This window comes from Paenibacillus sp. UASWS1643, from assembly GCF_008693195.1.
GTDB lineage: Bacteria > Bacillota > Bacilli > Paenibacillales > Paenibacillaceae > Paenibacillus > Paenibacillus amylolyticus_B.
The window spans coordinates 13906-36025 of the sequence record NZ_VXKZ01000108.1 but is presented as its reverse complement, the minus strand read 5'-3'; the positions used below and the strand labels follow the sequence as shown (position 1 = coordinate 36025).

Annotated in this window: 26 protein-coding genes; 1 reads left to right on the top strand and 25 read right to left on the bottom strand. The window is 46.6% G+C overall.

Annotation, left to right across the window (positions count from 1 at the left end):
• Positions 1–71: 71 nt before the first annotated feature.
• From aroH to mtrB, 12 genes are all read right to left on the bottom strand, one after another.
• Positions 72–449: a chorismate mutase gene (gene aroH, locus FE296_RS14650; RefSeq protein WP_047843558.1), complete on the bottom strand. Its 378-nt coding sequence runs from the start codon at positions 447–449 to the stop codon at positions 72–74.
• 5 nt (positions 450–454) lie between these two features.
• Positions 455–1549 carry a 3-dehydroquinate synthase gene (aroB, locus tag FE296_RS14645; RefSeq protein WP_124116210.1) on the bottom strand — a complete coding sequence of 365 codons (1095 nt, stop codon included), beginning with the start codon at positions 1547–1549 and terminating at the stop codon, positions 455–457.
• A 1-nt stretch (position 1550) separates the two neighbouring features.
• A complete protein-coding gene (gene aroC / locus FE296_RS14640) occupies positions 1551–2720 on the bottom strand; it encodes a chorismate synthase (protein ID WP_124116209.1) in 1170 nt (389 codons plus the stop codon).
• 178 nt (positions 2721–2898) lie between these two features.
• The gene (locus tag FE296_RS14635; protein ID WP_062835189.1) at positions 2899–3693 is read right to left on the bottom strand and encodes a CheR family methyltransferase; all 795 of its coding nucleotides are present in this window, start codon (positions 3691–3693) and stop codon (positions 2899–2901) included.
• 25 nt (positions 3694–3718) lie between these two features.
• Complete coding sequence (gene ndk / locus FE296_RS14630) at positions 3719–4162, bottom strand: nucleoside-diphosphate kinase (protein WP_017687704.1); 444 nt, start codon at positions 4160–4162, stop codon at positions 3719–3721.
• Between the two features lie 154 nt (positions 4163–4316).
• Positions 4317–5291, bottom strand: coding sequence for a polyprenyl synthetase family protein (locus FE296_RS14625; protein ID WP_017687703.1), 975 nt, complete (start codon positions 5289–5291; stop codon positions 4317–4319).
• Between the two features lie 343 nt (positions 5292–5634).
• Positions 5635–6255: a UbiX family flavin prenyltransferase gene (locus FE296_RS14620; RefSeq protein WP_150365413.1), complete on the bottom strand. Its 621-nt coding sequence runs from the start codon at positions 6253–6255 to the stop codon at positions 5635–5637.
• Entirely contained in the window at positions 6256–7122 is an 867-nt protein-coding gene (locus tag FE296_RS14615) for a UbiA-like polyprenyltransferase (RefSeq protein ID WP_124116207.1), read from the bottom strand.
• Positions 7115–7843 carry a demethylmenaquinone methyltransferase gene (locus tag FE296_RS14610; RefSeq protein WP_036607690.1) on the bottom strand — a complete coding sequence of 243 codons (729 nt, stop codon included), beginning with the start codon at positions 7841–7843 and terminating at the stop codon, positions 7115–7117. The genes FE296_RS14615 and FE296_RS14610 overlap by 8 nt, the downstream gene beginning before the upstream one ends.
• 15 nt (positions 7844–7858) lie before the next feature.
• Complete coding sequence (locus FE296_RS14605) at positions 7859–8722, bottom strand: heptaprenyl diphosphate synthase component 1 (protein WP_150365412.1); 864 nt, start codon at positions 8720–8722, stop codon at positions 7859–7861.
• A 101-nt stretch (positions 8723–8823) separates the two neighbouring features.
• On the bottom strand, positions 8824–9375 hold the full coding sequence (locus FE296_RS14600) for a hypothetical protein (RefSeq protein WP_124116205.1): 552 nt from the start codon (positions 9373–9375) through the stop codon (positions 8824–8826).
• 121 nt (positions 9376–9496) lie between these two features.
• Positions 9497–9718, bottom strand: a complete 222-nt coding sequence (mtrB, locus tag FE296_RS14595; RefSeq protein ID WP_017687697.1) for a trp RNA-binding attenuation protein MtrB — start codon at positions 9716–9718, stop codon at positions 9497–9499.
• 147 nt (positions 9719–9865) lie between these two features.
• On the opposite strand from mtrB, the gene FE296_RS32760 reads away from it, so the two are divergent.
• Positions 9866–10027 (top strand): hypothetical protein, encoded by a 162-nt coding sequence (locus FE296_RS32760; protein ID WP_167483690.1) that lies wholly within the window; start codon positions 9866–9868, stop codon positions 10025–10027.
• 66 nt (positions 10028–10093) lie between these two features.
• Here FE296_RS32760 and FE296_RS14590 read toward each other — a convergent pair whose 3' ends face one another.
• The 13 genes from FE296_RS14590 to der all read right to left on the bottom strand — a co-directional run bounded on the left by FE296_RS14590 (position 10094) and on the right by der (position 22066).
• Positions 10094–10366 (bottom strand): HU family DNA-binding protein, encoded by a 273-nt coding sequence (locus FE296_RS14590; RefSeq protein WP_024630670.1) that lies wholly within the window; start codon positions 10364–10366, stop codon positions 10094–10096.
• Positions 10367–10583: 217 nt separating this feature from the next.
• The gene (locus FE296_RS14585; protein WP_017687695.1) at positions 10584–11570 is read right to left on the bottom strand and encodes an ABC transporter permease; all 987 of its coding nucleotides are present in this window, start codon (positions 11568–11570) and stop codon (positions 10584–10586) included.
• Entirely contained in the window at positions 11567–13084 is a 1518-nt protein-coding gene (locus tag FE296_RS14580) for a sugar ABC transporter ATP-binding protein (protein WP_124116204.1), read from the bottom strand. Before FE296_RS14580 ends, FE296_RS14585 begins: the two co-directional genes overlap by 4 nt.
• A gap of 115 nt (positions 13085–13199) precedes the next feature.
• A complete protein-coding gene (locus tag FE296_RS14575; protein WP_150365410.1) occupies positions 13200–14297 on the bottom strand; it encodes a sugar ABC transporter substrate-binding protein in 1098 nt (365 codons plus the stop codon).
• A 218-nt stretch (positions 14298–14515) separates the two neighbouring features.
• Complete coding sequence (spoIVA, locus tag FE296_RS14570) at positions 14516–15994, bottom strand: stage IV sporulation protein A (protein WP_017687692.1); 1479 nt, start codon at positions 15992–15994, stop codon at positions 14516–14518.
• Between the two features lie 455 nt (positions 15995–16449).
• Positions 16450–17229 (bottom strand): hypothetical protein, encoded by a 780-nt coding sequence (locus tag FE296_RS14565; protein WP_150365409.1) that lies wholly within the window; start codon positions 17227–17229, stop codon positions 16450–16452.
• A 46-nt stretch (positions 17230–17275) separates the two neighbouring features.
• Entirely contained in the window at positions 17276–17626 is a 351-nt protein-coding gene (locus tag FE296_RS14560; protein ID WP_017687690.1) for a 2Fe-2S iron-sulfur cluster-binding protein, read from the bottom strand.
• 17 nt (positions 17627–17643) lie between these two features.
• Complete coding sequence (locus FE296_RS14555; RefSeq protein WP_124116202.1) at positions 17644–18261, bottom strand: hypothetical protein; 618 nt, start codon at positions 18259–18261, stop codon at positions 17644–17646.
• Positions 18262–18343: 82 nt separating this feature from the next.
• Positions 18344–18523, bottom strand: coding sequence for a DUF2768 family protein (locus tag FE296_RS14550; RefSeq protein WP_017687688.1), 180 nt, complete (start codon positions 18521–18523; stop codon positions 18344–18346).
• Positions 18524–18696: 173 nt separating this feature from the next.
• The gene (locus FE296_RS14545; protein WP_017687687.1) at positions 18697–18972 is read right to left on the bottom strand and encodes a stage VI sporulation protein F; all 276 of its coding nucleotides are present in this window, start codon (positions 18970–18972) and stop codon (positions 18697–18699) included.
• 103 nt (positions 18973–19075) lie between these two features.
• Complete coding sequence (locus tag FE296_RS14540; RefSeq protein ID WP_091018053.1) at positions 19076–20116, bottom strand: NAD(P)H-dependent glycerol-3-phosphate dehydrogenase; 1041 nt, start codon at positions 20114–20116, stop codon at positions 19076–19078.
• Positions 20109–20732 carry a glycerol-3-phosphate 1-O-acyltransferase PlsY gene (gene plsY, locus FE296_RS14535; RefSeq protein WP_076209908.1) on the bottom strand — a complete coding sequence of 208 codons (624 nt, stop codon included), beginning with the start codon at positions 20730–20732 and terminating at the stop codon, positions 20109–20111. The genes FE296_RS14540 and plsY overlap by 8 nt, the downstream gene beginning before the upstream one ends.
• Before the next feature lie 11 nt (positions 20733–20743).
• Positions 20744–22066 carry a ribosome biogenesis GTPase Der gene (gene der, locus FE296_RS14530; protein WP_076209907.1) on the bottom strand — a complete coding sequence of 441 codons (1323 nt, stop codon included), beginning with the start codon at positions 22064–22066 and terminating at the stop codon, positions 20744–20746.
• Positions 22067–22120 lie beyond the last annotated feature (54 nt).

Here is a 22120-nt window from a genome sequence, read left to right as displayed (position 1 = left end):
TCAGCTCAATCTCAACTCTACTCAACTGGTTCTCACTATACATCATTATGATCGGTTTGACAACCCACTACTTAAGAGCCAGAAGGTGCTGCCAAATCCGGACGTAATGCCTGTGCACCGTTCAGATACACATGGTTAATTTCATTCTGAGCTTTGTTGGTATTGACATGCACCATGAAACGAATGCACTGCGCCAAGGCACCTTTAACAGGAACCTCCAGTGCACACATTAGTGGTACGAGTTCCCAGCCATCCAGTTGGCGAATAGCTTTTGCCGGGAAAGCAGCATCCAGATCCCCAGTTAACGTAATCCACACACTGCAGATATCTTCCGGTTGGATCTCATTGCGATCCACGATCTCCTGCAACAATACAGCCGTTTCCTTCAAAATCTGTTCTTCGTTGTTCTGCGTGACTGTTGTAGCCCCGCGAATTCCCCGTGTGACCATTGCTGTTATTCTCCCTTCCTGAGCATTTCAATGACGTCCCGAACTGCCGACACAGGTACGTCCTTCACAATTCTTGCAGCCCCGATCCGATCAGGAATGATAAACACCATGTGACCTTCACGGAATTTTTTATCATGCATCATCGCTTCCATTAATGCATCCGTGTCGAGATGCGCAGGCATCGTTGTCGGAAGGCGGAGTGAACGCAGCATGCGGACCGTATCTTCATAGAGCCCCGCTGGCGCACCAAGCTTCTCACCAAGCAATGCTGATCCAGCCATACCGATCGAGATCGCTTCTCCGTGCAAGAATTCTCCATAACCGGCAATCGCTTCAATGGCATGACCAATCGTATGTCCCAGGTTCAACAACGCACGTTCTCCATTTTCACGTTCGTCTCTGGATACAATCTCTGCCTTAATACCACACCCGCGCTCCAAGCCGTATCCCAATGCTTCCGGATTAAGCGCAAGCAGTTCTTCCGCATGTTCCTCACACCAATGTGCAAAAGCCTCATCCCGGATCAGTCCGTGCTTCAACATCTCTGACAACCCTGCCGAAACATCTCGTGGCGGCAAGGATTGAAGTGTATCCACATCATAAAGTACAAGCTCGGGCTGATGGAATGCACCGATCATATTTTTGGCCAGCGGATGATTGACAGCCACCTTGCCGCCTACACTGCTGTCATGCGCCAAAATCGTTGTAGGTACTTGAACAAACTTGATTCCACGCATATATGTAGCGGCAACAAAGCCAGCCAGATCACCTACGACACCACCACCTAGGGCCAGAATCGCAGAACTCCGATCCAGTTTGCCTTCGATCGCAACAGTCATCATATCCTGGTATACCGAAAGGGATTTCGATGTTTCACCAGAGGGCACAACCGCCGATACGACTGTATAACCAGCCGTACGCAGTGTTTGCTCCAAACCTGACAAGTATTTGGGAGCCACATTTTCATCTGTAATGATGAGTAACGGACTTTTTTTGGTCAAGCCATATTGCTCAAAATATTGAGGTGCTTGTGCCAATAGGCCGCTACCAATCAGAATCGGATATGAGCGTTCCTCCAACTTTACCGTCAGCTGACGCATATTAGTAATTCTCCAGTTGAGCGTTATAACTAGCAACATTCGCACGGATCTCTTCCATGGAATCCCCGCCGAATTTCTCCAGGAATGCCTTGGCAATTTCCCACGCTACAACATGCTCCATAACCACACTCGCTGCGGGTACAGCACAAGCGTCCGAGCGCTCAACCTGAGCCGTAAATGCTTCTTTCGTATCAATGTCCACACTTTGCAGTGGCTTATACAACGTTGGGATCGGCTTCATCACACCACGTACAACTACTGGCATACCGTTCGTCATTCCACCTTCGAATCCACCCAGACGGTTGGTTGCCCGGTGGTAGCCGCGCTCGTCCGTATGCATGATTTCATCATGCACCTGTGATCCCCGAATGACTCCGGCTTCGAATCCGATACCAATCTCTACACCTTTGAATGCATTAATGGACATTACGCCTTGAGCGATTCGTGCATCCAGCTTGCGATCGTATTGAACATAACTACCAAGACCAATAGGTACACCTTCAACGATACATTCCACTATTCCTCCGATGGAATCGCCTTCTTGTTTAATCTGGTCGATGTAGGCTTCCATCTTCTTCTCTGTCTCAGCATCCGTAACACGTACAGAGGAGGCTTCTGTCACTTCGATCAGTTCATCAATCGGAAGGTCCTGATACGGAGCTTCGATCTCTCCAATACGAAGTACACGTCCAGCTACCTTGATTCCAAATTCAGCCAGGAATTGACGTGCAATGGCACCACATGCCACACGTACCGTTGTCTCACGTGCACTGGAGCGCTCCAGTACGTTACGCAAGTCTTTGAGATTATACTTGAGTCCACCGTTCAGATCAGCATGTCCGGGACGAGGGCGATGAACGCGACGTTTCTCTTCGTCACTGCCTTCGATCGGCTCAATATTCATAATATTCTGCCAATGTTTCCAGTCATTATTTTGAACAACCAGCGCTACCGGAGCACCTGTTGTATATCCGTGACGGATACCACCAACGAAATTCGCCTGATCTTTCTCGATCTGCATCCGGCGTCCACGACCATATCCCTTTTGGCGGCGGTGAAGCTGGAAATTCAGTTCTTCAAAATCAATCGTCAAATTACTTGGCAATCCTTCAATAATAGCGGTCAATTGGGGTCCGTGCGTCTCCCCTGCGGTTAAATAGCGTAAACTCATAATACGTTCCCCCTTTAAACTGTTAAACTTCACATTGCTAAAATCCCATAATTTCTTTGCTTATTATAGTATAGCTGACCGGCTTTGACAAGAAAGTCGGCTCTTTCTTGTACTTGGTATACAAATAACCGCCTGAACACATGTACATGTGCTTCAGACGGCTGAACAACCATTATCATTATTTTTTCCGATAGAAAAATGTTTCTGCTGTCTCCAGACCATATTGTCCTGGGGAGAAGATCTGCTCCGTACTGCCCACAAACAAAATACCGCCTGGACGCAAACTTGCTGCAAATTTGTGATACAACAGGTTTTTGGCTTCCTCGGTAAAATAGATCATGACATTTCGGCACACAATCAGGTCGTACCCATCGTCAAAACGGTCCACCAGCAAATTTTGTTTCATGAACTTGATCGAATTTTTGAGTTGCTCATCAATACGGTATACCAAGCCATCCTGCTTGAAGTAACGGTTCGCCGTTTCCTTTGGCACATCCTTAAGTGAGCGTTCCATATAACGCCCTTCTTTGGCTTTGGCCAATGCACCTTCATCCAAGTCACTTGCCGTAATCGAGCTGTCCTTCAAAATGCCCATCGTGTCCAAAATCATGGCGAGTGTGTATGGCTCTTCACCTGTTGAACAAGCCGCACTCCAGACTTTGACACGACGCTTGGACCCTAGCAGTTCAGGCAGGATCTCGTCCCGCAGCACTTCCCAACGATTGGGATTACGCCAGAATTCAGACACATTAATGGTCATACGATCAAGGAACTCGTAGAACAATGATTTATCTTTTTGCATAGCATCAAAAAAGTTAGAAAATGTATGAAACCCGTTTTTGTTGCGAAGTGTGGTCAGCCTTCTTTTCATCTGGCCTTCCTTGTATTGAGCAAGATCAATGCCTGTGCTCTCTTTGATTTTACGAATGAATCCGGTGTAATCCGGGTCTAGTAGTTGTTCTTGCTCCAGCATCGTGTATCACCCTTTTGGCTAATAATTACAACCAGGCTGCGATGCTCTTGTCGTATACCACCAGTTCATCTGAAGCAAAGAAATTTGCTGCTTCACGGGAAGCACTTTCCGGTGAATCTGCTCCGTGAATCAGATTATGTGGTGTGTGGCTGGCGAAGTCTCCGCGAATGGTACCCGGAGCTGCTTCCTTCACATTGGTTTTTCCGATGACGATGCGCGCAAGCGCCACAATATCGTCCCCTTCCCACACCATGGCAAATACAGGCCCAGATGTGATAAAACGAACCAAATCATCGAAAAACGGTTTGCCCTCATGTTCAGCATAATGGCGTTTTGCCTGATCCTCAGACATCTGCACCAATTTGCCTGCCACCAACTTAAATCCTTTGTCTTCCAGACGGCTAATAATTCGACCGATCAATCCACGCTGCACACCATCCGGCTTCACCATCAAAAATGTACGATCCATCAGCTCACTCCTCACTCACGGTTCAAAGTTAATCACTATGTAAACGCAATCCCTCTGATTGTAACATACATGTCCAAATCCTCCCAATGAGGAATATCACAAGTCTGTTCATCTTTGGGTATGAGCGATCTGAGAGTTGAAGGTCATACAACATTTAATGCGTACGTTTAACCACAAAATGAGCGATATCACGCAGGTTTTTGGTCGTCTTGATGTTAGGTAGCTGATCGAGAGCATCGAGCGCTTTCTTCATATATCGGTCAGCAAGGGCTTCTGCTTTAGCGATTCCTTGACTTTGGCGAATCATTCCAATTGCATCCGATGCACTTGCCCGTCCTTCTTCATGCTGGACACGGGAAATCTCCTTAAGCAAAGGTTCCCGCAGATCGGATTCTTCTAGGGCATAAAGTACAGGAAGAGTAATATTTCCTTGCTTCATATCACTGCCTGGTGGCTTGCCAAGTTGTTTCTCGGTACCTACCAGATCAAGTACATCATCTTGAATCTGGAAAGCCATCCCCACATTGTATCCGTACGTATACAGTAGGGAAGATACATGCTCAGGCGCGCGTGTGGCCAATGCCCCTAACTGACAGCTAACCGCAATCAGAAGTGCTGTTTTACGGCGAATCCGCAGCAGATAGTTACGAACACTTTGTCCCGTATTGAAAAAATCGCGAATTTGCTCCATTTCACCAATGGACATCTGTACCATGGCTTTAGCAAGAATACGATGAATAGCTGGATCGGATAATCCGGCAGTCATTTCAAGTGCCTTACCGTAGATATAGTCTCCTGTGTACATGGCAATCCGATTATCCCATTTTGACTTCACCGTGGGTTTGCCTCGGCGCGTCTCCGCATTATCAATGACATCATCGTGAACGAGGGATGCCGAATGAATGAGTTCCAGCGGAACCGCAACCAACTTCAGACGTTCAATGTCGTATGTACCAAATTTCCCACCAAGTAACACAAAAACGGGCCGCAACCGTTTTCCTCCTGCTTTGAGCAAATGAAGTGACGTTTCACTCAACAGCTTCTGTTCTCCTCGAACACTGCGATACAACTCTTTCTCAATGTAATCCATGTCCTTTTTTAACAACCCGAAAATATCCAATAGTTTCATTCGTTCACCCGTATCAGCGTATTGTCAGTCCATAAATTCATGCTTACCTTCCCCTCCAGCAAGTCGGGCCTGCAGGCATTACGAAAAACCCGGCTTACCGTTCTTGCTTTTGTTTTTCTATAAGGTAATCTAACGTATTTTTCTTCTCCGAATGTCATAGCCGACACCCGGAAATTAAACTCTGCGACTTGTTCTGAAACAAAATACAGAAGTTGCCGGAGCATGGGTCAAGACTGTGGTTCATGAAGACTCACCATCAGCACTCACCAATACCCCGGGATTCCGGGGACAAATAAACCGAGCAACACTTTGGCAAAAAACAGCCTTGTATCGAACTCAGTCGTTATCCCCGTTCATCCGGTTCTCCCCATCTTGTAAACAGTTGATGTGGGATGCGCAAGCTATCCAGCACTTTCCCCACCAAAAACAGAATCAACTCATCCATAGTTTGAGGTTTGTAATAAAAAGCAGGCATAGCCGGTATCATTCGTACACCAAGACGAGAAAGCTTCAGCATGTTCTCCAGATGGATTGCATGAAGAGGGGTCTCACGTGGTACGAGGATCAATGTTCTTCCCTCTTTCATCATAACATCGGCTGCGCGAGACATCAGATTATCCGACGATCCCTGCGCGATGGACGAAAGAGTTCCCATCGAACATGGCATGATAATCATGCCGTCGGCCAGATAAGAACCACTTGCAATGGAGGCTCCTATATCACTCACAGGATGATAGGTCAGAGAACCGGCACGGTTGCCGAATTTTTCTTCCAGCACCGCGTCCCGATTCGTCACATCCCAGTCCAATTCTTCTTTCAGTACACGCCACCCTGCATTGGATATGACCAGATGAACGTTATATTCCAAATCAAGCAGCGTTTCAATTAATCGAATGCCATATATGCTGCCACTCGCTCCGGTAATTCCGACAACCAGTCGTTTATTGTCCGGCTGCTGCACCATTTATTTCACCGCCAGATCAATCAGAGTGAACGTAAATACGATTATACTAAGCAAACTGTTCATGGTAAAAAACGCCGTTTGAACACGGCTCATATCATTAGGCGATACAATATAGTGTTGATAGAACAGAATTCCATACGTCACCAACATGCCTGCGCCATACCACCAGCTCAGATCTGTCATCAACAATAACGCAAGAAAACCAATTGCAGTAATCACATGGAAGAACTTAGCGATCTGCAAGGATTTAACCAGGCCAAAACGGGAAGGTATGGAGTGAAGACCCTCTCCCTGATCGAATTCCAGATCCTGACATGCATAGATAATATCAAAGCCCGCTGTCCAGAATACAATCGTAACGTACAGCACAATCGCTGTCCAATCCATCGTTCCTGTTACAGCTACCCAGCCACCAAGTGGTGCCAAACCAATCGTCATTCCGAGAACGACGTGGCATAACCATGTGAATCGTTTGGTGTACGAATACAGTACCAACATAAACACAGCAATAGGCAACAGCTGCATGGATAATACATTAAGATTGGATGAGGCCCAGAATAACAATACAAATGAGATAATGACAAATATAACAACTTCCCCATTTTTCAACAGTCCTGCCGGGATGGCTCTCATCGCGGTACGCGGGTTTTTACCATCAATCGCTTGGTCAATAATTCGGTTCAAACCAAAAGCCGCACTACGTGCGCCGACCATCGCAAGCAATACCCACATGATCTGCATCCAGCTTGGGAAGGTATCATTCACTACCATGGAGCCGAGAATGGCCCCCATAAATGCAAAAGGTAAAGCAAAAAGCGTGTGTTCAATCTTGATCATTTCTAAAAAGATGCGAATTTTCCTAAACATGCTGATTCTCCTTGGTTCCAATATGCAGTGCCGCGATACCTCCGGTTAGAGGATAGGCCTGCACTTGTTGTAATCCAGTTTCTGCAAAAATGTCTGCCAGTTCCTGCCTTCCCGGAAAAATGGCCAGTGAGTCCGGCAGCCATTTGTACTGCTCAAAACTTTTAGCAAACACTTTGGCAAGATTCGGTAAAACCTTCTCAAAATAAAAATAATAAATGCCTTTGAACGGCTGCCATGTTGGCTTGGACAATTCCAGACACACAACCATACCGCCCGGTTTGACCACACGTTTCATTTCAGACAGCACTTGTCTGAGATCAGGTACATTGCGCAGCCCGAACCCAATCGTCACATAATCAAATGAATTGTCTTCGAAAGGAAGTGACATGGCATTTCCCTGTGTCAGGGTAATCTGCTTCTGACGTTGCACCGCATTGATCTTTGTCTGGCCGACCTCCAGCATGTTGCTGCTGAAATCAAGTCCGTGCATGTGCCCCGTTTCACTTGCCTCTGCCATAGCTAGCGTCCAGTCACATGTGCCGCAGCACAAATCAAGACCGGTATCGCCTTTGGACATATTCATCTTTTTCATGGTGAATTTACGCCAAGCCTTATGCCTGCGGAAACTTAGAATATCATTCATGACATCATATTTTCCGGCTATACTTTGAAAAACCGAATGGACATATTCTTCTTTCGGTTTGGTCTCTCCGCTCCCCATTCGTCTGTCTCCCCCTCAATCTTCCCTTACTGCCGCATGTGAAGGCTGCAAATATGCCAAGTAAGGCTCTAGAATTGCATGTATCTCCTGCAAGCCCATCCGCCCTTCCTCGTCTTGCAACAACAGTTGAATGCGGTGTGTACACTCGCGAAGCTTGTCCAGCAAAACCTCGCCAACCCTATGCTTCAGCACCATAGAGTTCCATGCGCGTGCATCCGGTTCAGACTGACGCAACACATTGCGCTCATCGTCATTACCATGCTCGTATATGTGCCAATATGCATAGCTGTGAAGATATTGTTTCGCGTCATTCATCCGCTTCAGTTCTTCCACGATCGTTTCGCAGGAGCTGAATTCAGTCAACAGGCTGTTCCATAAGGACTCTTCGTTATGTTGGATCATGCCTGTAAATGAAAGAAACAGCTGCATCCTCAGCTGTACCGTTTCACGCAAGTATTCATCAGCCGAAACGAGAAGCTTCTTCATCCGTTCATACAGCGTCATCTTGCGTGCGTTCACTCCGGATACAGCACCACTGAGTTTGCCAATCATTTCAATTCTGCCCGCTTGGGCAAGCAATTGATAAAAACGGCTACTTAAATAATCCCCGGCGAGTACATTCAACTGGCGTGAACGCATCTCCTGCTCTCTACGCTCACCGGAAATGGTATCGATTCGATCATGCGTATCCATGGCCAACTGAACGAGCGAAGTTGCAAGAGCATATAACTCTTGATGCACCTTTTCGTCTGTGCGGCCCACAAATACCTGCAACAGACGTGCCCGGCTATCCGGAAATGATGGGATTTCCGTATGTTGTCGAATCATGTCGTAATCCGTATATTTCTTTGCTAGTTGGGGTACGCGATATGAATTCATTCTCAGCCTCCGAGCCTTAACATTGTTAAACCATTTCTGCACTACAATCTTATATATTATAGCATATGTTGAACGGGCACGCACTGAATCCTGCTATTCTATTACCCCTGACTTGTCATTTCGAATTGCTTCTTCCAGAGTTCGGTCTCCATCAAATGAAACCAGTCCTTCAATTCATCTGAAAAGGCCGCACTTTTCCAGTTCCGTAATGTTTCAATCGCATACAGAGGCCACTCTCCACGCCGAATATCAGCAGCAAGCAACAGATGTCGTTTATGCATCCATTCATCTTCTGCCATCACACGCAGCAGCACCTGATCCACGTTATCCAGACTCCGAAAGCCCATATCCGCCACAGCTGCCATGTTTTCATAGATTTCAGTGTAACTTGTACCCGTTCCTTTAACTTTGAGGTCCAGTGTCAAAATGGACTGTTTCCATTCCACTCTTGCAATGGGAGTTGATAGTTGCATGGAGCTTAGCACATCAACCAGATTGTCATTCGTTAGCTGAACCGGATGATGTGATGCAGAGGCAGGTTGTACGTTTTCCCCGCCCCATGTACGCATATGTAAGGTTTGTATCGCAACAAGCAGAAAGACCGCCGCAACCGTTGCCAGCATTGAAGCAGTAACAATCATCCGCGGATTCATATACGCCTCCTTGCCTTTACCTGTTAGTGTAGTCTGTCCGGTAAAGGCTCATACCTCATTGTACAATGAAAAAAAGCAGGCTATGCCTGCAATCTTCATTTGAATGTATTCAATCTGTCCATTACTCCGATTCAATCTGTCCATGCTTGGTAATCAGCGTGGCTTTGCCCCGGATTTTAATAGCTGAGGTATGGGTGGTAAATTGGGCAAACATCACTTCACCTTTGTCCAATTTCTCGGTGTGGTGAAAACGTGTATCCTGACCTCGGGTTAATCCGATCACCTGGACACCATTTTCCTCTGCCTTAATTACAATATAATCATTGCCGGTTGGATGATCCATCACGCATGTCCCCTTCTTTAGTTCGATAGCGTTAATGATGATTAAGATTGTTTCATTTGTCAACCTGCGCCTTATACGAATGAACCGCAAGAATCGGCGACCCTCCGGTCATACTACAGTTGTACAGCCACAGAAAGGAGAATCTGCATGAAGTACACCCCTGCCGCACTTACAGACGAGCATATTCATCAGTTAAAAGAAATCGAACAGCATCTGTCTGAAGCTGCTGGCGAAGATCTGATTCTGGTTGCTTATACCGGGCAACCGGATGATCCTGAGCACTCGGATAGCCGCAAGAAACATCGTTAAAGGGCAAAAGAAAAGGCCGTGAACAAGTCACGGTCTTTTTGTCGACATATGGAATATGTAGAAATCTTATTTAATTCCGTCTTTGAGCGCTTTACCTGGTTTGAAAGCAGGAATTTTGCTCGCAGGAATTTCGATTTCTTCACCTGTTTGCGGGTTGCGTCCTTTACGTGCAGAGCGCTCGCGAACTTCGAAGTTCCCAAAACCAACCAATTGTACTTTATCTCCGCTTTGAAGAGCCTCAGAGATTGCTTCGAATACGGCATCAACCGCTTTCGTTACATCTTTCTTGGACAATTCAGTTGCTTCAGATACGTGTGTAATCAAGTCTGATTTGTTCATTTGTTTTTCACCTCCTGTATCAATGTCCTGAATGTTATACTGTGTTTCCGTTTTATAGCGAAATATACGTTCATACGCAAAAAATCTACGTACATCTTGAGCGATGAACACAAATCTCCGCCTGCGGTCAACAGTCATTTTCGGCAGAATGTCGTCTGAAACCACGGGCATTTCAGACGCCGAACAAATTTCATACTAATACAGACAGCCCACAATTTCAAGTCCGGTTGCGGTTTAAGACGTAAAATGTAACCGCCAGGGCCAGCACGAGAACCCCACCTTTTACAATATCATGTGTGAAATACTGTACGTTCATCATCGTTAACCCGTTCACAAGTACACCAATCAGAACCGAACCAATGAAGGTTCCGATGACATTTGGTTTACCCGCACCAAACACAGAGAAACCGACAAATACTGCAGCTACGGATTCCATTAACAACGGCGATCCCGCATCAATTTGCCCAGATCCTACTTTGGAAGCATAGATGATACCTCCAATTGCTGCAAACACTCCAGCGGCTACATAGGCGAGTGTACGCACCTTTTTCACCTTGATTCCAGACAACCGTGCAGCTTCCTCATTACCGCCTGTAATGTACATCTGGCGACCATATTTCGTATACGTCAAAAAGATATGCACACCTATTACCGCAATAAGCAGCATGATTACCGATATCGGCATACCAAGCCATTTACCCTGCCCTATTAGCAGGAATGTCGGATCCATCTCTCCCGCAGCTTTGCTCCCGTCAGGGAACTGCATGTGATTGTAAATGGTATATCCCTGTGCATACGTTTTGTGAATACCTCCGATGATGTACATCGTGGCAAGGGTTGCGAGTAAATCCGGAATACGCAATTTTACAATGAGCAAAGCGTTCAGTAAACCAATAACAGCGCCAATGATTAGTGGCACAATAATTACAATTGCCAGTGGTTGTTGATACCAAATCATTAACGAAGCAGTAACGACGGTAGTCAATGAGACAGTCGCCCCAACCGAGAGATCAAATCCATCAACAATGAGAGATAACGTAACACCGATCGCTACAAACGTAACGATAGAGATCGAGCCCAAAATATCGGTCAAGTTACTGTACGTAAAGAAATAAGGCAATTTAATGCCAAAAAATGCGATAACACCTATGATGACTATAATCGCCCCGTAACGGAACGCAAAATCCAGTGATTTATCCTTCATGATTGCACCTCTTGTCCACCGCTTGCATAGTATAGCAGCTGTTCTTGATTAGTCTCGCCACGTTTGAACTCTTTCACGATAACACCCTCGCACATGACAGCGATTCGGTCGCCAATTCCCATGCCTTCATCCAGTTCACAGGTGAAATAGATTACACCCTTGCCCGCCAAAGCCAGTTCATTGATGATGCGGAAAATGTCACTTTTCGCCCCAATATCTACGCCTTTGGTTGGCTCATCAAATATAAATACGTCAGCATCCGCATTAAGCCATTTACCAATGGCTACCTTCTGCTGATTACCACCGCTTAGATATTTCACTTCCTGCTTCACGGACGATGTTTTAATTCCAAGCTGTTTCACCAATGACTCTGCATTCAAACGTTCCCGCTTGCGGCTTACGAAACCTAATGTACTAAGACGACTAAGCAAAGGCAGGCTTAAATTCCGTTCCACGTTCTCCTGAATCAGGATTCCTTGTTTACGTCGCTCCTCCGGTACAGAAACAATCCCCAGAGCCGCCGCATCCGCAGGCTGAGACAGGCGGAGATTACGGTTATTAAGCCGGATCTCGCCTCCCTCTAGTCGATCTGCACCAATCAGCAAACGAGAACTTTCCGTTTTACCCGCGCCTACCAGACCTACCACAGCGAGGACTTCACCTCGGCGTACAGAGAGGTCAACACCTTTGACTTTCACTCCACGACGAAGCCCTCGTGCCTCCAACAGCAGCTCTCCCACGGGCGCTTCCGTCTTTGGAAATTCTTCTTCAAATGGTTTGCCTAACATCTGAGTAACCAAATTATTGATCGTCAGTCCCTTTGCTTCACCGGTAAATACATGTTGCCCATCTCTCATAACCGTAACGCGATCACAGTGACCCGTCACTTCCGCAAGACGATGGGTAATGAAAATGCAGGCTACGCCCCGTTCCTTCAACAGATGAACAATCCGGAAAAATGCATCCGTTTCTTCCTGGCTCAGCGGTGCAGTCGGTTCATCAAAAATGATGACTTTGGCATCCTGGATCAAAATCCGCGCCAGCAATATCATCTGTTTTTCTGCAAGTGTCAGATCGGCCACTTTTTGGTGAACGGATATGTCCGCCCCTAATTGCTTCAATGCCTCAACCGCGCGCTGTTGCAGCTTCCGTGGACTTTTCCACCAACCTCCAGCAGATGAAGCCAGCTGATCCAGCATAATGTTCTCCGCGGCCGTCAGCTGTGGTACCAGTGCAGCATCCACTTCCTGATAGACACAGTGAATCCCACTTGCCTTAGCGTCTCCCGGAGAACTTAAATGAAGCGCTTGTCCACTCAATTGAATCGTCCCCTGATCCAATGGATAGGCACCAGACAAAATCTTCATTAACGTGCTCTTCCCGGCACCATTGGCACCCAGCAGCGCATGAATCTCCCCACCTTTTACAGAGAAATCCACATCCTTCAGTGCAGGAATACCTGAAAACTGCTTGTGGATATGTTCCATATGAAGCAGAATTGGTGCAGTGCTCATGATGTTAACCTCCAATCGTTCCCTTCCGGGAGCATCCCTTTTTTCATCCAGACAACACATATCTTTCATTTATGTTTGAAAAAGCGCGCCTTGCGGCGCGCTTCCCATACGCTGCTTATTTAGCAGTAATTCCGTATTCGCTCATCCAGTCCTTGATTCCTTGTGTGCTGCCACCCCAACCTTCAACGAACTCTGACAGCTCCGAAGTGGAGATTTGTTTATCTGGCAGAGCTTCACGTTGAACATAGACCGGGTTAAGAACAACTGCATCTTCCGTCTCGTCCCCGTTCAGTTTTTGATAAGCATAACGTACCTGGACGCGACCAATATCCGTTGGATCAACAGCAGCAGAAGCAACCCAAGGATTTTTCGGGTCCTGAATCATTTGCAGATCCTCGTCACTCATATCGATACCATACACTTTGATCTCGTCACGTCCAGCTTGTTGAATTGCACGCGCTGCACCTTTGGCGAATTCATCCCATGCAGTCCATACAGCTGTAATCTCACCTTTTGGATATTGCTTGAGAATAGCTTCCATTTTGGCTTGAGTATCCAGCGCCGGATTCTGTGCGGAACCAAATGTAGCTATTTCCTTGATGTCCGGATTTGCTTTCATGAATTCACCGTATGCAATCTGACGACGTTCCATCGGTGCGAAACCAGCTACCCATACTTTCACAATATTTCCTTGTCCATTGATATCTTTTTTCATTTGCTCCAGTGTGAGCTCAGCCATCTTCTGGTCATCCTGTGACAGGACTGTAGCTCCCGGTACAGTAATGGCTGCATCGAATACAACCACGGGAATGTTCTGTTCTACTGCCTTCTTCACGCCTGGCTCTAATAGGGAATCGCCGTGATCCGTAAGAATGGCATCGAATTTCTGGTTAATTGCGCTATCAAGCAAAGATACCATCTTTGCTTTGTCATTATCGGCAACAAACGTCGTCAGTTCGCCACCGAATTTTTCGATTTCTTGTTTGACTCCTTGTACATATTGCTGCGAGAAGGTACCTGTATTAAATTCCATAATAAGTGCAATTCTTTTACCGCTTAGAGGGCCTGTAACTGCTTCCGTTTTCGGCGTATCAGCTGATGCACCTGAAGCTGGAGTTGCTGCCGGTTCTTTTTTAATTCCGCAAGCGGACAGTGCCAATGTAAATACCAATAACACACTCAACCATACCCATTTTATCTCTTTTCTTTTCATCTCTGTCTCCCCCTGTCCACTCTCTGTGATCTCGATCACAATAGTTGAATATTAATATAACGGCTAATCCCTAGTATGTAAATGGGTTTTAGCAATTTAAAGCTAAAAATCGCTAAGTTTTTTTTGAAAGCACTATTCTTCCCATCCATTTCATCCAAAATAAAGAAATCACATAAAAAAGACCGCGAGGGGATTTCCCCTTACGGTCTTTTGATGTCTTACAAAATGATAGCGATCAAGCCACCTGAACCTTCGTTAATGATTCTTCCCAGCGTCTCTTGCAGTTTGTATCTTGCATTATCCGGCATCATGGCAATCTTGCCCTGAATCCCTTCTCGCACGATAGAGTGTAGCGAACGGCCGAACATATCTGAATCCCATACCTTGATCGGATCGTTCTCGAAGTCCTGCATCAGGTATCTCACCAGTTCCTCACTTTGCTTCTCCGTACCGATAATTGGAGCGAACTCCGATTCCACATCGACCCGGATCATATGAATGGACGGTGCCGTAGCTTTCAGACGTACGCCAAATTTGGTGCCCTGACGAATGAGCTCAGGTTCATCCAGAGCCATCTCGGCGAGAGATGGAGCAGCAATGCCGTATCCGGTCGTTTTGACCATTTCCAGCGCTTCTGCGAAGCGATCGTATTCTCTCTTCGCATGTGAGAACTCCTGCATCAATTGCAGCAGATGATCCTTGCCGCGAATCTCGATGCCAACTACTTCTACGAGAATCTGATCATACAGTTCATCCGGTGCATACAGGTCAATTTCAGCTACACCCTGCCCCATGTTCATACCACTCAGGCCTGCGCGATCAATGAATTCATATTCCATGAACTGAGCGACAACCCGATCCACATCGCGAAGTCTGCGAATATCCTTCACGGTATCCCGTACAGAATTCTCGTAGTTGCTTCGCAGCCAGTGAGTCTCGTTCAGCACCATAACCCAGCTCGGCAGGTTTACATTCACTTCATGCACAGGGAACTCATAGAGCACTTCACGAAGTACACCCGTCACATCATCTTCAGTCATTGTGGCTGCACTGAGTGTCATCACCGGAATGTCGTATTTGGCAGCAAGTTCACTACGCAATTGCAGGGCTTCTTCACTGCGTGGGCGAGTGGAGTTGATGACCAAGACAAACGGTTTACCGACTTCTTTCAATTCCGCAATAACCCGTTCTTCGGATTCCACATAGGAACTGCGGGCAATTTCGGCAATTGTGCCGTCTGTTGTGACCACAACACCCAGTGTGGAATGCTCCTGAATGACTTTGCGAGTCCCAATCTCGGCGGCTTCCTGGAACGGAATTGGCTCTTCGAACCAAGGCGTGGAGATCATGCGCGGACCATTTTCATCCTCGTACCCCTTGGCTCCTTCCACCGCGTAACCCACACAATCCACAAGGCGTACATTGACATCAAGCCCTTCGGCCACCTTGATCTGAACTGCGTTATTCGGTACAAATTTTGGTTCGGTTGTCATGATGGTTTTGCCTGCTGCACTTTGTGGAAGTTCATCCACTGCACGGGCACGATCGGCCTCGCTTGCGATGTTGGGCAATACGATCGTTTCCATGAATCGTTTAATAAATGTTGATTTTCCCGTCCGGACTGCGCCGACAACCCCGAGATAAATATCCCCTCCGGTCCGCTCAGCTATGTCCTTAAAAATGTCCACTTTCTCCAATGAAATCCCCTCCCTAAATTACTCCGAAGGAAAAATGCTAAAGAGCATCCGCTTCGTTTTTTCAATCAGAAGACTGAAATCCCTGCAACGGTAGAGCCGCCTTTGTGAGTGCCCGGAAGTCGTCCGCCGCCGAACGTTGCATTCTGATGAAACCGGCGAGAGCGGCGTTAACTCGTACATGCAATTGGACTAGTATCATCTTATGTATCCGTATGCGGCAATATGACGCGTATTTTTGTTTTTTTATCTTATGGTGATGACATTAGGAGAATCCCCCGATCTCGGACTGCGCGTCTTTATTTCAATCTACTTTATGTGATCCGTGAAGTTTTTATGACGGTTATTGCTCATACGGACAAAAGAAAAAAGAGATATTCCTGATTTGGAATATCTCTTTTTGAACCCTTAGAGGCATGGGGTGGCATACAGTTAGATCATATGAATGGCAACCAGACTTATTTTGTTGGCTGTGCCACTGGTGCATTATTTTGCCAAGTGTATAAAACAGATTTTACAGGTACGAAGTAGGAGTGTTCCAACAGAAGATCCCGAACATCATCCGTCTCTGCTGGAGACACATCAGACTTTTCCACTGCCTGCATAATGTCAAAAGCATAATCTACATAGACTTTGCCTTCGTCATCCATCATAAAAGGTAATGCCTGACCCGAATACACACTATTCAATGTAGTGGAAGGAGTTCCTGCCTGTGCAGCCTGATCCATATCCACAGCATATAACCCCGGATACAATTCTTCCCCGCTTGGCAGCTTATTGTTATGTACGGATTTATATTGATTAACCATTCGCTGCACATCGTTGACTTTCTGAACAGTCAGGAGGTCCATCACTTTAACGGTGGGATTCACTTCTTCATCCTGGATAAGGAAGTAAGCGCTACCACCGCTTTCAAAAGCGGTTCCCGGTATTTCATCCAGATACCCCAGCTGCTTCAACTTGGGCAAATCCACTCTGAATTTTTCATATTTTGGCGTTTCCATATCTGCATTGAGGATGGGTAAAATCCCCTCATCTTGCTGGAATGCCTCTACCGCACTCTGGATACGGCTCACGCTTTCCCGATAGGCTATTTTAGGGTCCGAATTGCTTTGCGATGGATACATACAACCACTTGCTGTAAAAGCAAACAACAGGAATATCAGCAGACCGCCCGTCTGATGTTTCAGACGCTGCCGTCTGCTTCCTTCCACACAATTTGGCTTGTTCCTAATCATTCGTGTCCTCCTTGAATAACTCATTAGAGAATCAATGTCATAACGCTCAGAACCAGTCGTCTTCCTGTTGTTGACGTTCCAGTTGTTTCCGAATGGCTGCCTTCAGCGGGTCCTCTGGAACATGAACCGATAGAGATCCACACACCTTGGCCTGACAGGACAGTCGTGTACCTGCTTCCAACAGTGAACCCAGCTTGCGCTTTTCTGCATCTGTTGGTGGATACAGTTCCGCCCGATGTTCTTCATCCACGTTCACTTTGCACATCAGGCAAGCCGCTTTGCCATCACATCGGGTCGTAATTTTGACTCCAGCACGTCGTGCTGCATGCAAAAGTGTCACCCCTGGTTTGAGTGCTATCGATTTGTTCATAGGTAAAAAAGTAACTTTATAGTCCATCATTTTCCTCCCTCAACCTACTGGGGCCATGTAAAGCCAACAAGCTCTTCCACTTCGGCTCTGAAGCGGCTCGTCCACACATTCTGTTGGCTTAAAAGCATCATTATAGGTTGATGTGCATCTGGCTGCTCGCGCATCTGTTTAGCAATGGGGACATAACGATCTTCACGACCTCGCAGCAGATTAAACAACAGCTCATGCGCAAGCGGCATCAGTCGCAGGGGATATGAACCCACTTGTGCTACTGGTGCATGCGGAGCAAGTACATGTTCAATCTCGATGCGGTACCAACTTTTGCGAGCCCATATTTCGAAACCACCAACTAGTTCCAGCGCACATTCACCCACCTGATAGTGGCTCAGCAGAGAAGCATACGGTCCCGTCTTGTCCACTGTAGGCTCGTCAAGCATTTCCCCCGGAGCGCTACGGTGAAGTCCTTTAGCAGCAGCGACATCCGCATAGATATCAATATCTCTCGGAGCCTGTTGCAACTCCACCCCTTGAAGCAACAACCCACAACTTCCTCCAAGTAACCATGTCTGAGGCTGTGTGTTCCAGGCTTTGGCCGTTTCCAGCAAAGCCGCGTGTAATTCCGGATAACGCTCTGTCCGCCCCTCCGTATCATGCGGCCCCATAGGCTCACACTCCCCTCATCCGTATTCATTGTGTCAGTTCTTATGATGTGCTTATGCGGATGTTATCTTTCAGGTTGGGAAATCAGGTCAGAGAAGCGATTCCACCGAAAAAGCCAATCAGCATAATCAAAAATGCAATCAGAGAAAGAATCCCCCGTACAATACCTTTTGTTTTGGCACGAGCAAACGTAATCAGGAAAACAGATAGTCCCATAATGAGGATGGCCACCAATGACAGCCACATCTTGTCCATTGCGCTCATAATCCAGCAGTCTCCCCTTCAGTCCGATATTCATCACTGACACTGTGACAATTGCAACCATTATAACACGAAATTCAGTTCAACTTTCCAAAAAAAAGACAAAAAAGCAAGCCGGCAGAAGCCGACTCGTCTTTTTGTCTTACTGGATCACCTGTACATGCAGGTGTGATCTATTATTTTTTCATCATCATTTTCATTAACGATTCCATACTGCTCGGATTCAATCCGCTTTTCTTGACCGCACTCACAATATCCTTAACCGTATCCTCAGATACCGGAACTTTCGCCATGGCGGATACTTGTTTGATCAACTGGCGCAACTGAGCTTCATTCTGAATCGTCGTTGGTTTCACCGTGCTTGCCAATTTCTTAACGGCACCTTCAGTTATCGTTTTACCCGTTTTCTTGTTGATTGCATTCAGTGCATCTTTGGAAATGTTGTTACCCATTCGTCTCCCCTCCTCCGGCAATACTCATGTGTATAGTATGAGTCTGCTACAGAAAAGGTGAATAAGCTTCTTATTTCACAAGGTACCCTTCGGCTGATTACAATCAGGAATGCCACTGCTCCCAGGTTTCAAGTTTCATGACTTCCATTTCAGTCTTCGGGTCACGCCCCATCAAGGCTTCAACCGCATCACGCGGCTGTCTCTCCTGGAATAAAACGTGATATAACTGATCCGCAATTGGCATTTGCACACCGTATTTTTGTGAGATGAAATAGGCAGCTTGCGTAGTTCGAATGCCTTCTACCACCATGCCCATGGACTTCAGTACATCATCCAACTTCTGTCCCTGGCCCAACATGGAACCTGCTCTCCAGTTTCGACTGTGCTGACTTGTAGCCGTTACAACCAGATCCCCGATTCCGGCAAGTCCCGAAAACGTTAGTGGATTTGCTCCCATCTCAACACCAATACGTGTGATCTCTGCCAGACCGCGTGTTAGCAAAGCGGCTTTGGCATTATCACCAAATTGAAGACCATCGGACATTCCTGCACCAAGAGCAATGATATTTTTGAATGCGCCTGCAAGCTCAACACCAATCATGTCCCGATTCGTGTAAACCCGGAAATAGGCATTCATAAACAAAGCTTGGGCAGACTCGGCAGATGACTTATCCAGTGAAGCTACAACCACTGTCGTTGGACAACGCTTCACCACTTCTTCCGCATGGCTTGGGCCAGAAAGAACCACAACACGTCCTTCTTCACATTCAAGCTCTTCTGAAATGACTGTGGACATCCGTTTGAGGCTTTCTGTCTCGAAACCTTTGGTTGCATGAATGACTAACATCTCAGGCTTGTAATAAGCCTTAAGCTGGTTCGTAACTGCACGCATGGCTGATGAAGGCGCAACAATTAATACAGCTATAGCGCCTTCCACCGCAGCTTCCATATCAGTTGTTGCTTGAATCCGTGGTGAAAGCTCCGCATCCGGAAGATAGCGTGTATTGGTGTGCTTGTTATTGATTTCGTTAGCCTGGTCTTCACCACGTGTCCACATCATCACATCCAACTGATTGGCAGCGAGTACACTGGCCAGAGCCGTTCCCCAGCTTCCAGCGACCAGAACAGCAACTTTTTTAGACAACTCGTTTACCCCCTCCAGGGTTTTTCGATCCCAATTTATTTTCCTGTCCTTTGGCGAGCTTCGCAATATTGGTACGATGTCTCCAGAACGCAAACAGACAAATAATCAGACTCCCCCAGAAGATATTCATTGAATATCCGGGTAATACCAGAATAAAGATGGGTGTAAATGCTACAAAAATCAGAGACCCCAATGAAACATAGCGTGTCAATACAATAGACAGAATGGCGATCACCCCAGCACATAACGCAGGTAGGAAAGCAAGACTCACAAGAACACCAATGGCTGTGGCAATGCCTTTTCCTCCACGAAAATGGAAGTAAAGCGGCCAGTTATGTCCTGCAATGGCTGCTATACCACTGAGTGCAGGAATCCAGGCAGAACCGTCACTCAGCCAGATTCCTATCCATACAGCTGCAACACCCTTAAGTACATCAAGTAACAGAACAGCAATTGCCGGTCCTTTACCCAAAATACGCAATGTATTGGTAGCTCCCGCGTTTCCGCTTCCGTGCTGACGAATATCGATCCCCCGTATCGCTTTGGCAAGGAGGACACTAAAGCTGATCGAACCGAGCAGATAACTCAGTACAATCGCTGCGATTTGTAAAATCACACACTTCTCCCCTAACTTTCGTCGGACTTCTTCCGAGTAAATATGCGAATTGGTGTTCCTTCGAAATCAAACGCTGCACGGATTTTATTCTCCAGATAGCGCTCATATGAGAAGTGCATCAACTCAGGGTCGTTCACAAAAATAACCATGGTCGGCGGTTTAACTGCAACCTGAGTCACATAGTTAATTCTCATTCTCCGTCCTTTATCTGTTGGCGGAGGATTAATCGCAACCGCATCAGACACCACATCGTTAAGCAGATGTGTCTGCACACGTAACGAGTGTTGCTCTGCTACACGTTGCACAACCGGCAACAGTTTTTGTAAGCGTTGTTTTGTGAGGGCTGACAAGAATACGACCGGAGCATAAGTCATAAACAGGAAGTGATCCCGAATTTTTCTCTCAAACTCTTTCATCGTTTTGTCATGCTTCTCTACCACGTCCCATTTGTTCACAACAAACAATGACGCTTTACCAGCTTCGAATGCATAACCTGCAATATGCTTGTCCTGTTCAATAATGCCTTCTTCACCATTAATGACAATCAGAACAACATCTGCACGCTCAATCGCACGCATAGCCCGCATTACACTGTATTTCTCAGTTGTTTCATATACTTTACCACGCTTACGCATACCTGCTGTATCAATCAGCACGTAACGTTGGCCGTCTTTTTCAAAAGGTGTATCAATTGCATCCCGGGTCGTTCCAGCCACGTCACTTACAATGACACGCTCTTCACCCAGAATAGCGTTCACCAGTGAAGATTTACCCACATTAGGACGTCCGATCAGAGCTACACGAATGACATCTTCATCGTAAGTCTCTTCCTCAAGTTCTGGCAGCTTCTCCACAATTGCATCAAGCAAATCACCTACACCTGTACCGTGACTTCCGGATACGCCGATCGGATCACCGAAACCAAATCCATAAAACTCATAAATGAGCTCACTTCGTCCGATATTATCCACTTTGTTAACGGCTACAACAATAGGCTTGCCTGAGCGGTAGAGCATCTCTGCTACCTCTTCATCCGATTGCGTAATACCTGCTTTTGCATCACACATGAATACAATAACATCCGCTTCTTCAATAGCGAGCTCTGCTTGCATCCGAATCGATTTTAAGATTACATCCTCACCATCAATTTCGATACCACCTGTATCAATGATACTAAAGGGTTTACCGTTCCATTCACCGATTCCATATATGCGGTCACGGGTAATGCCCGGCTTGTCTTCCACAATGGCCAGTCTGTCGCCGATGATCCGATTGAAAATGGTGGATTTACCCACGTTCGGTCGTCCGACAATTGCCACAACGGGTCTTGCCATACATTCCACTCCTCCTGTCCATACTTACGATACTCATCATAGCAAAAAAGATAT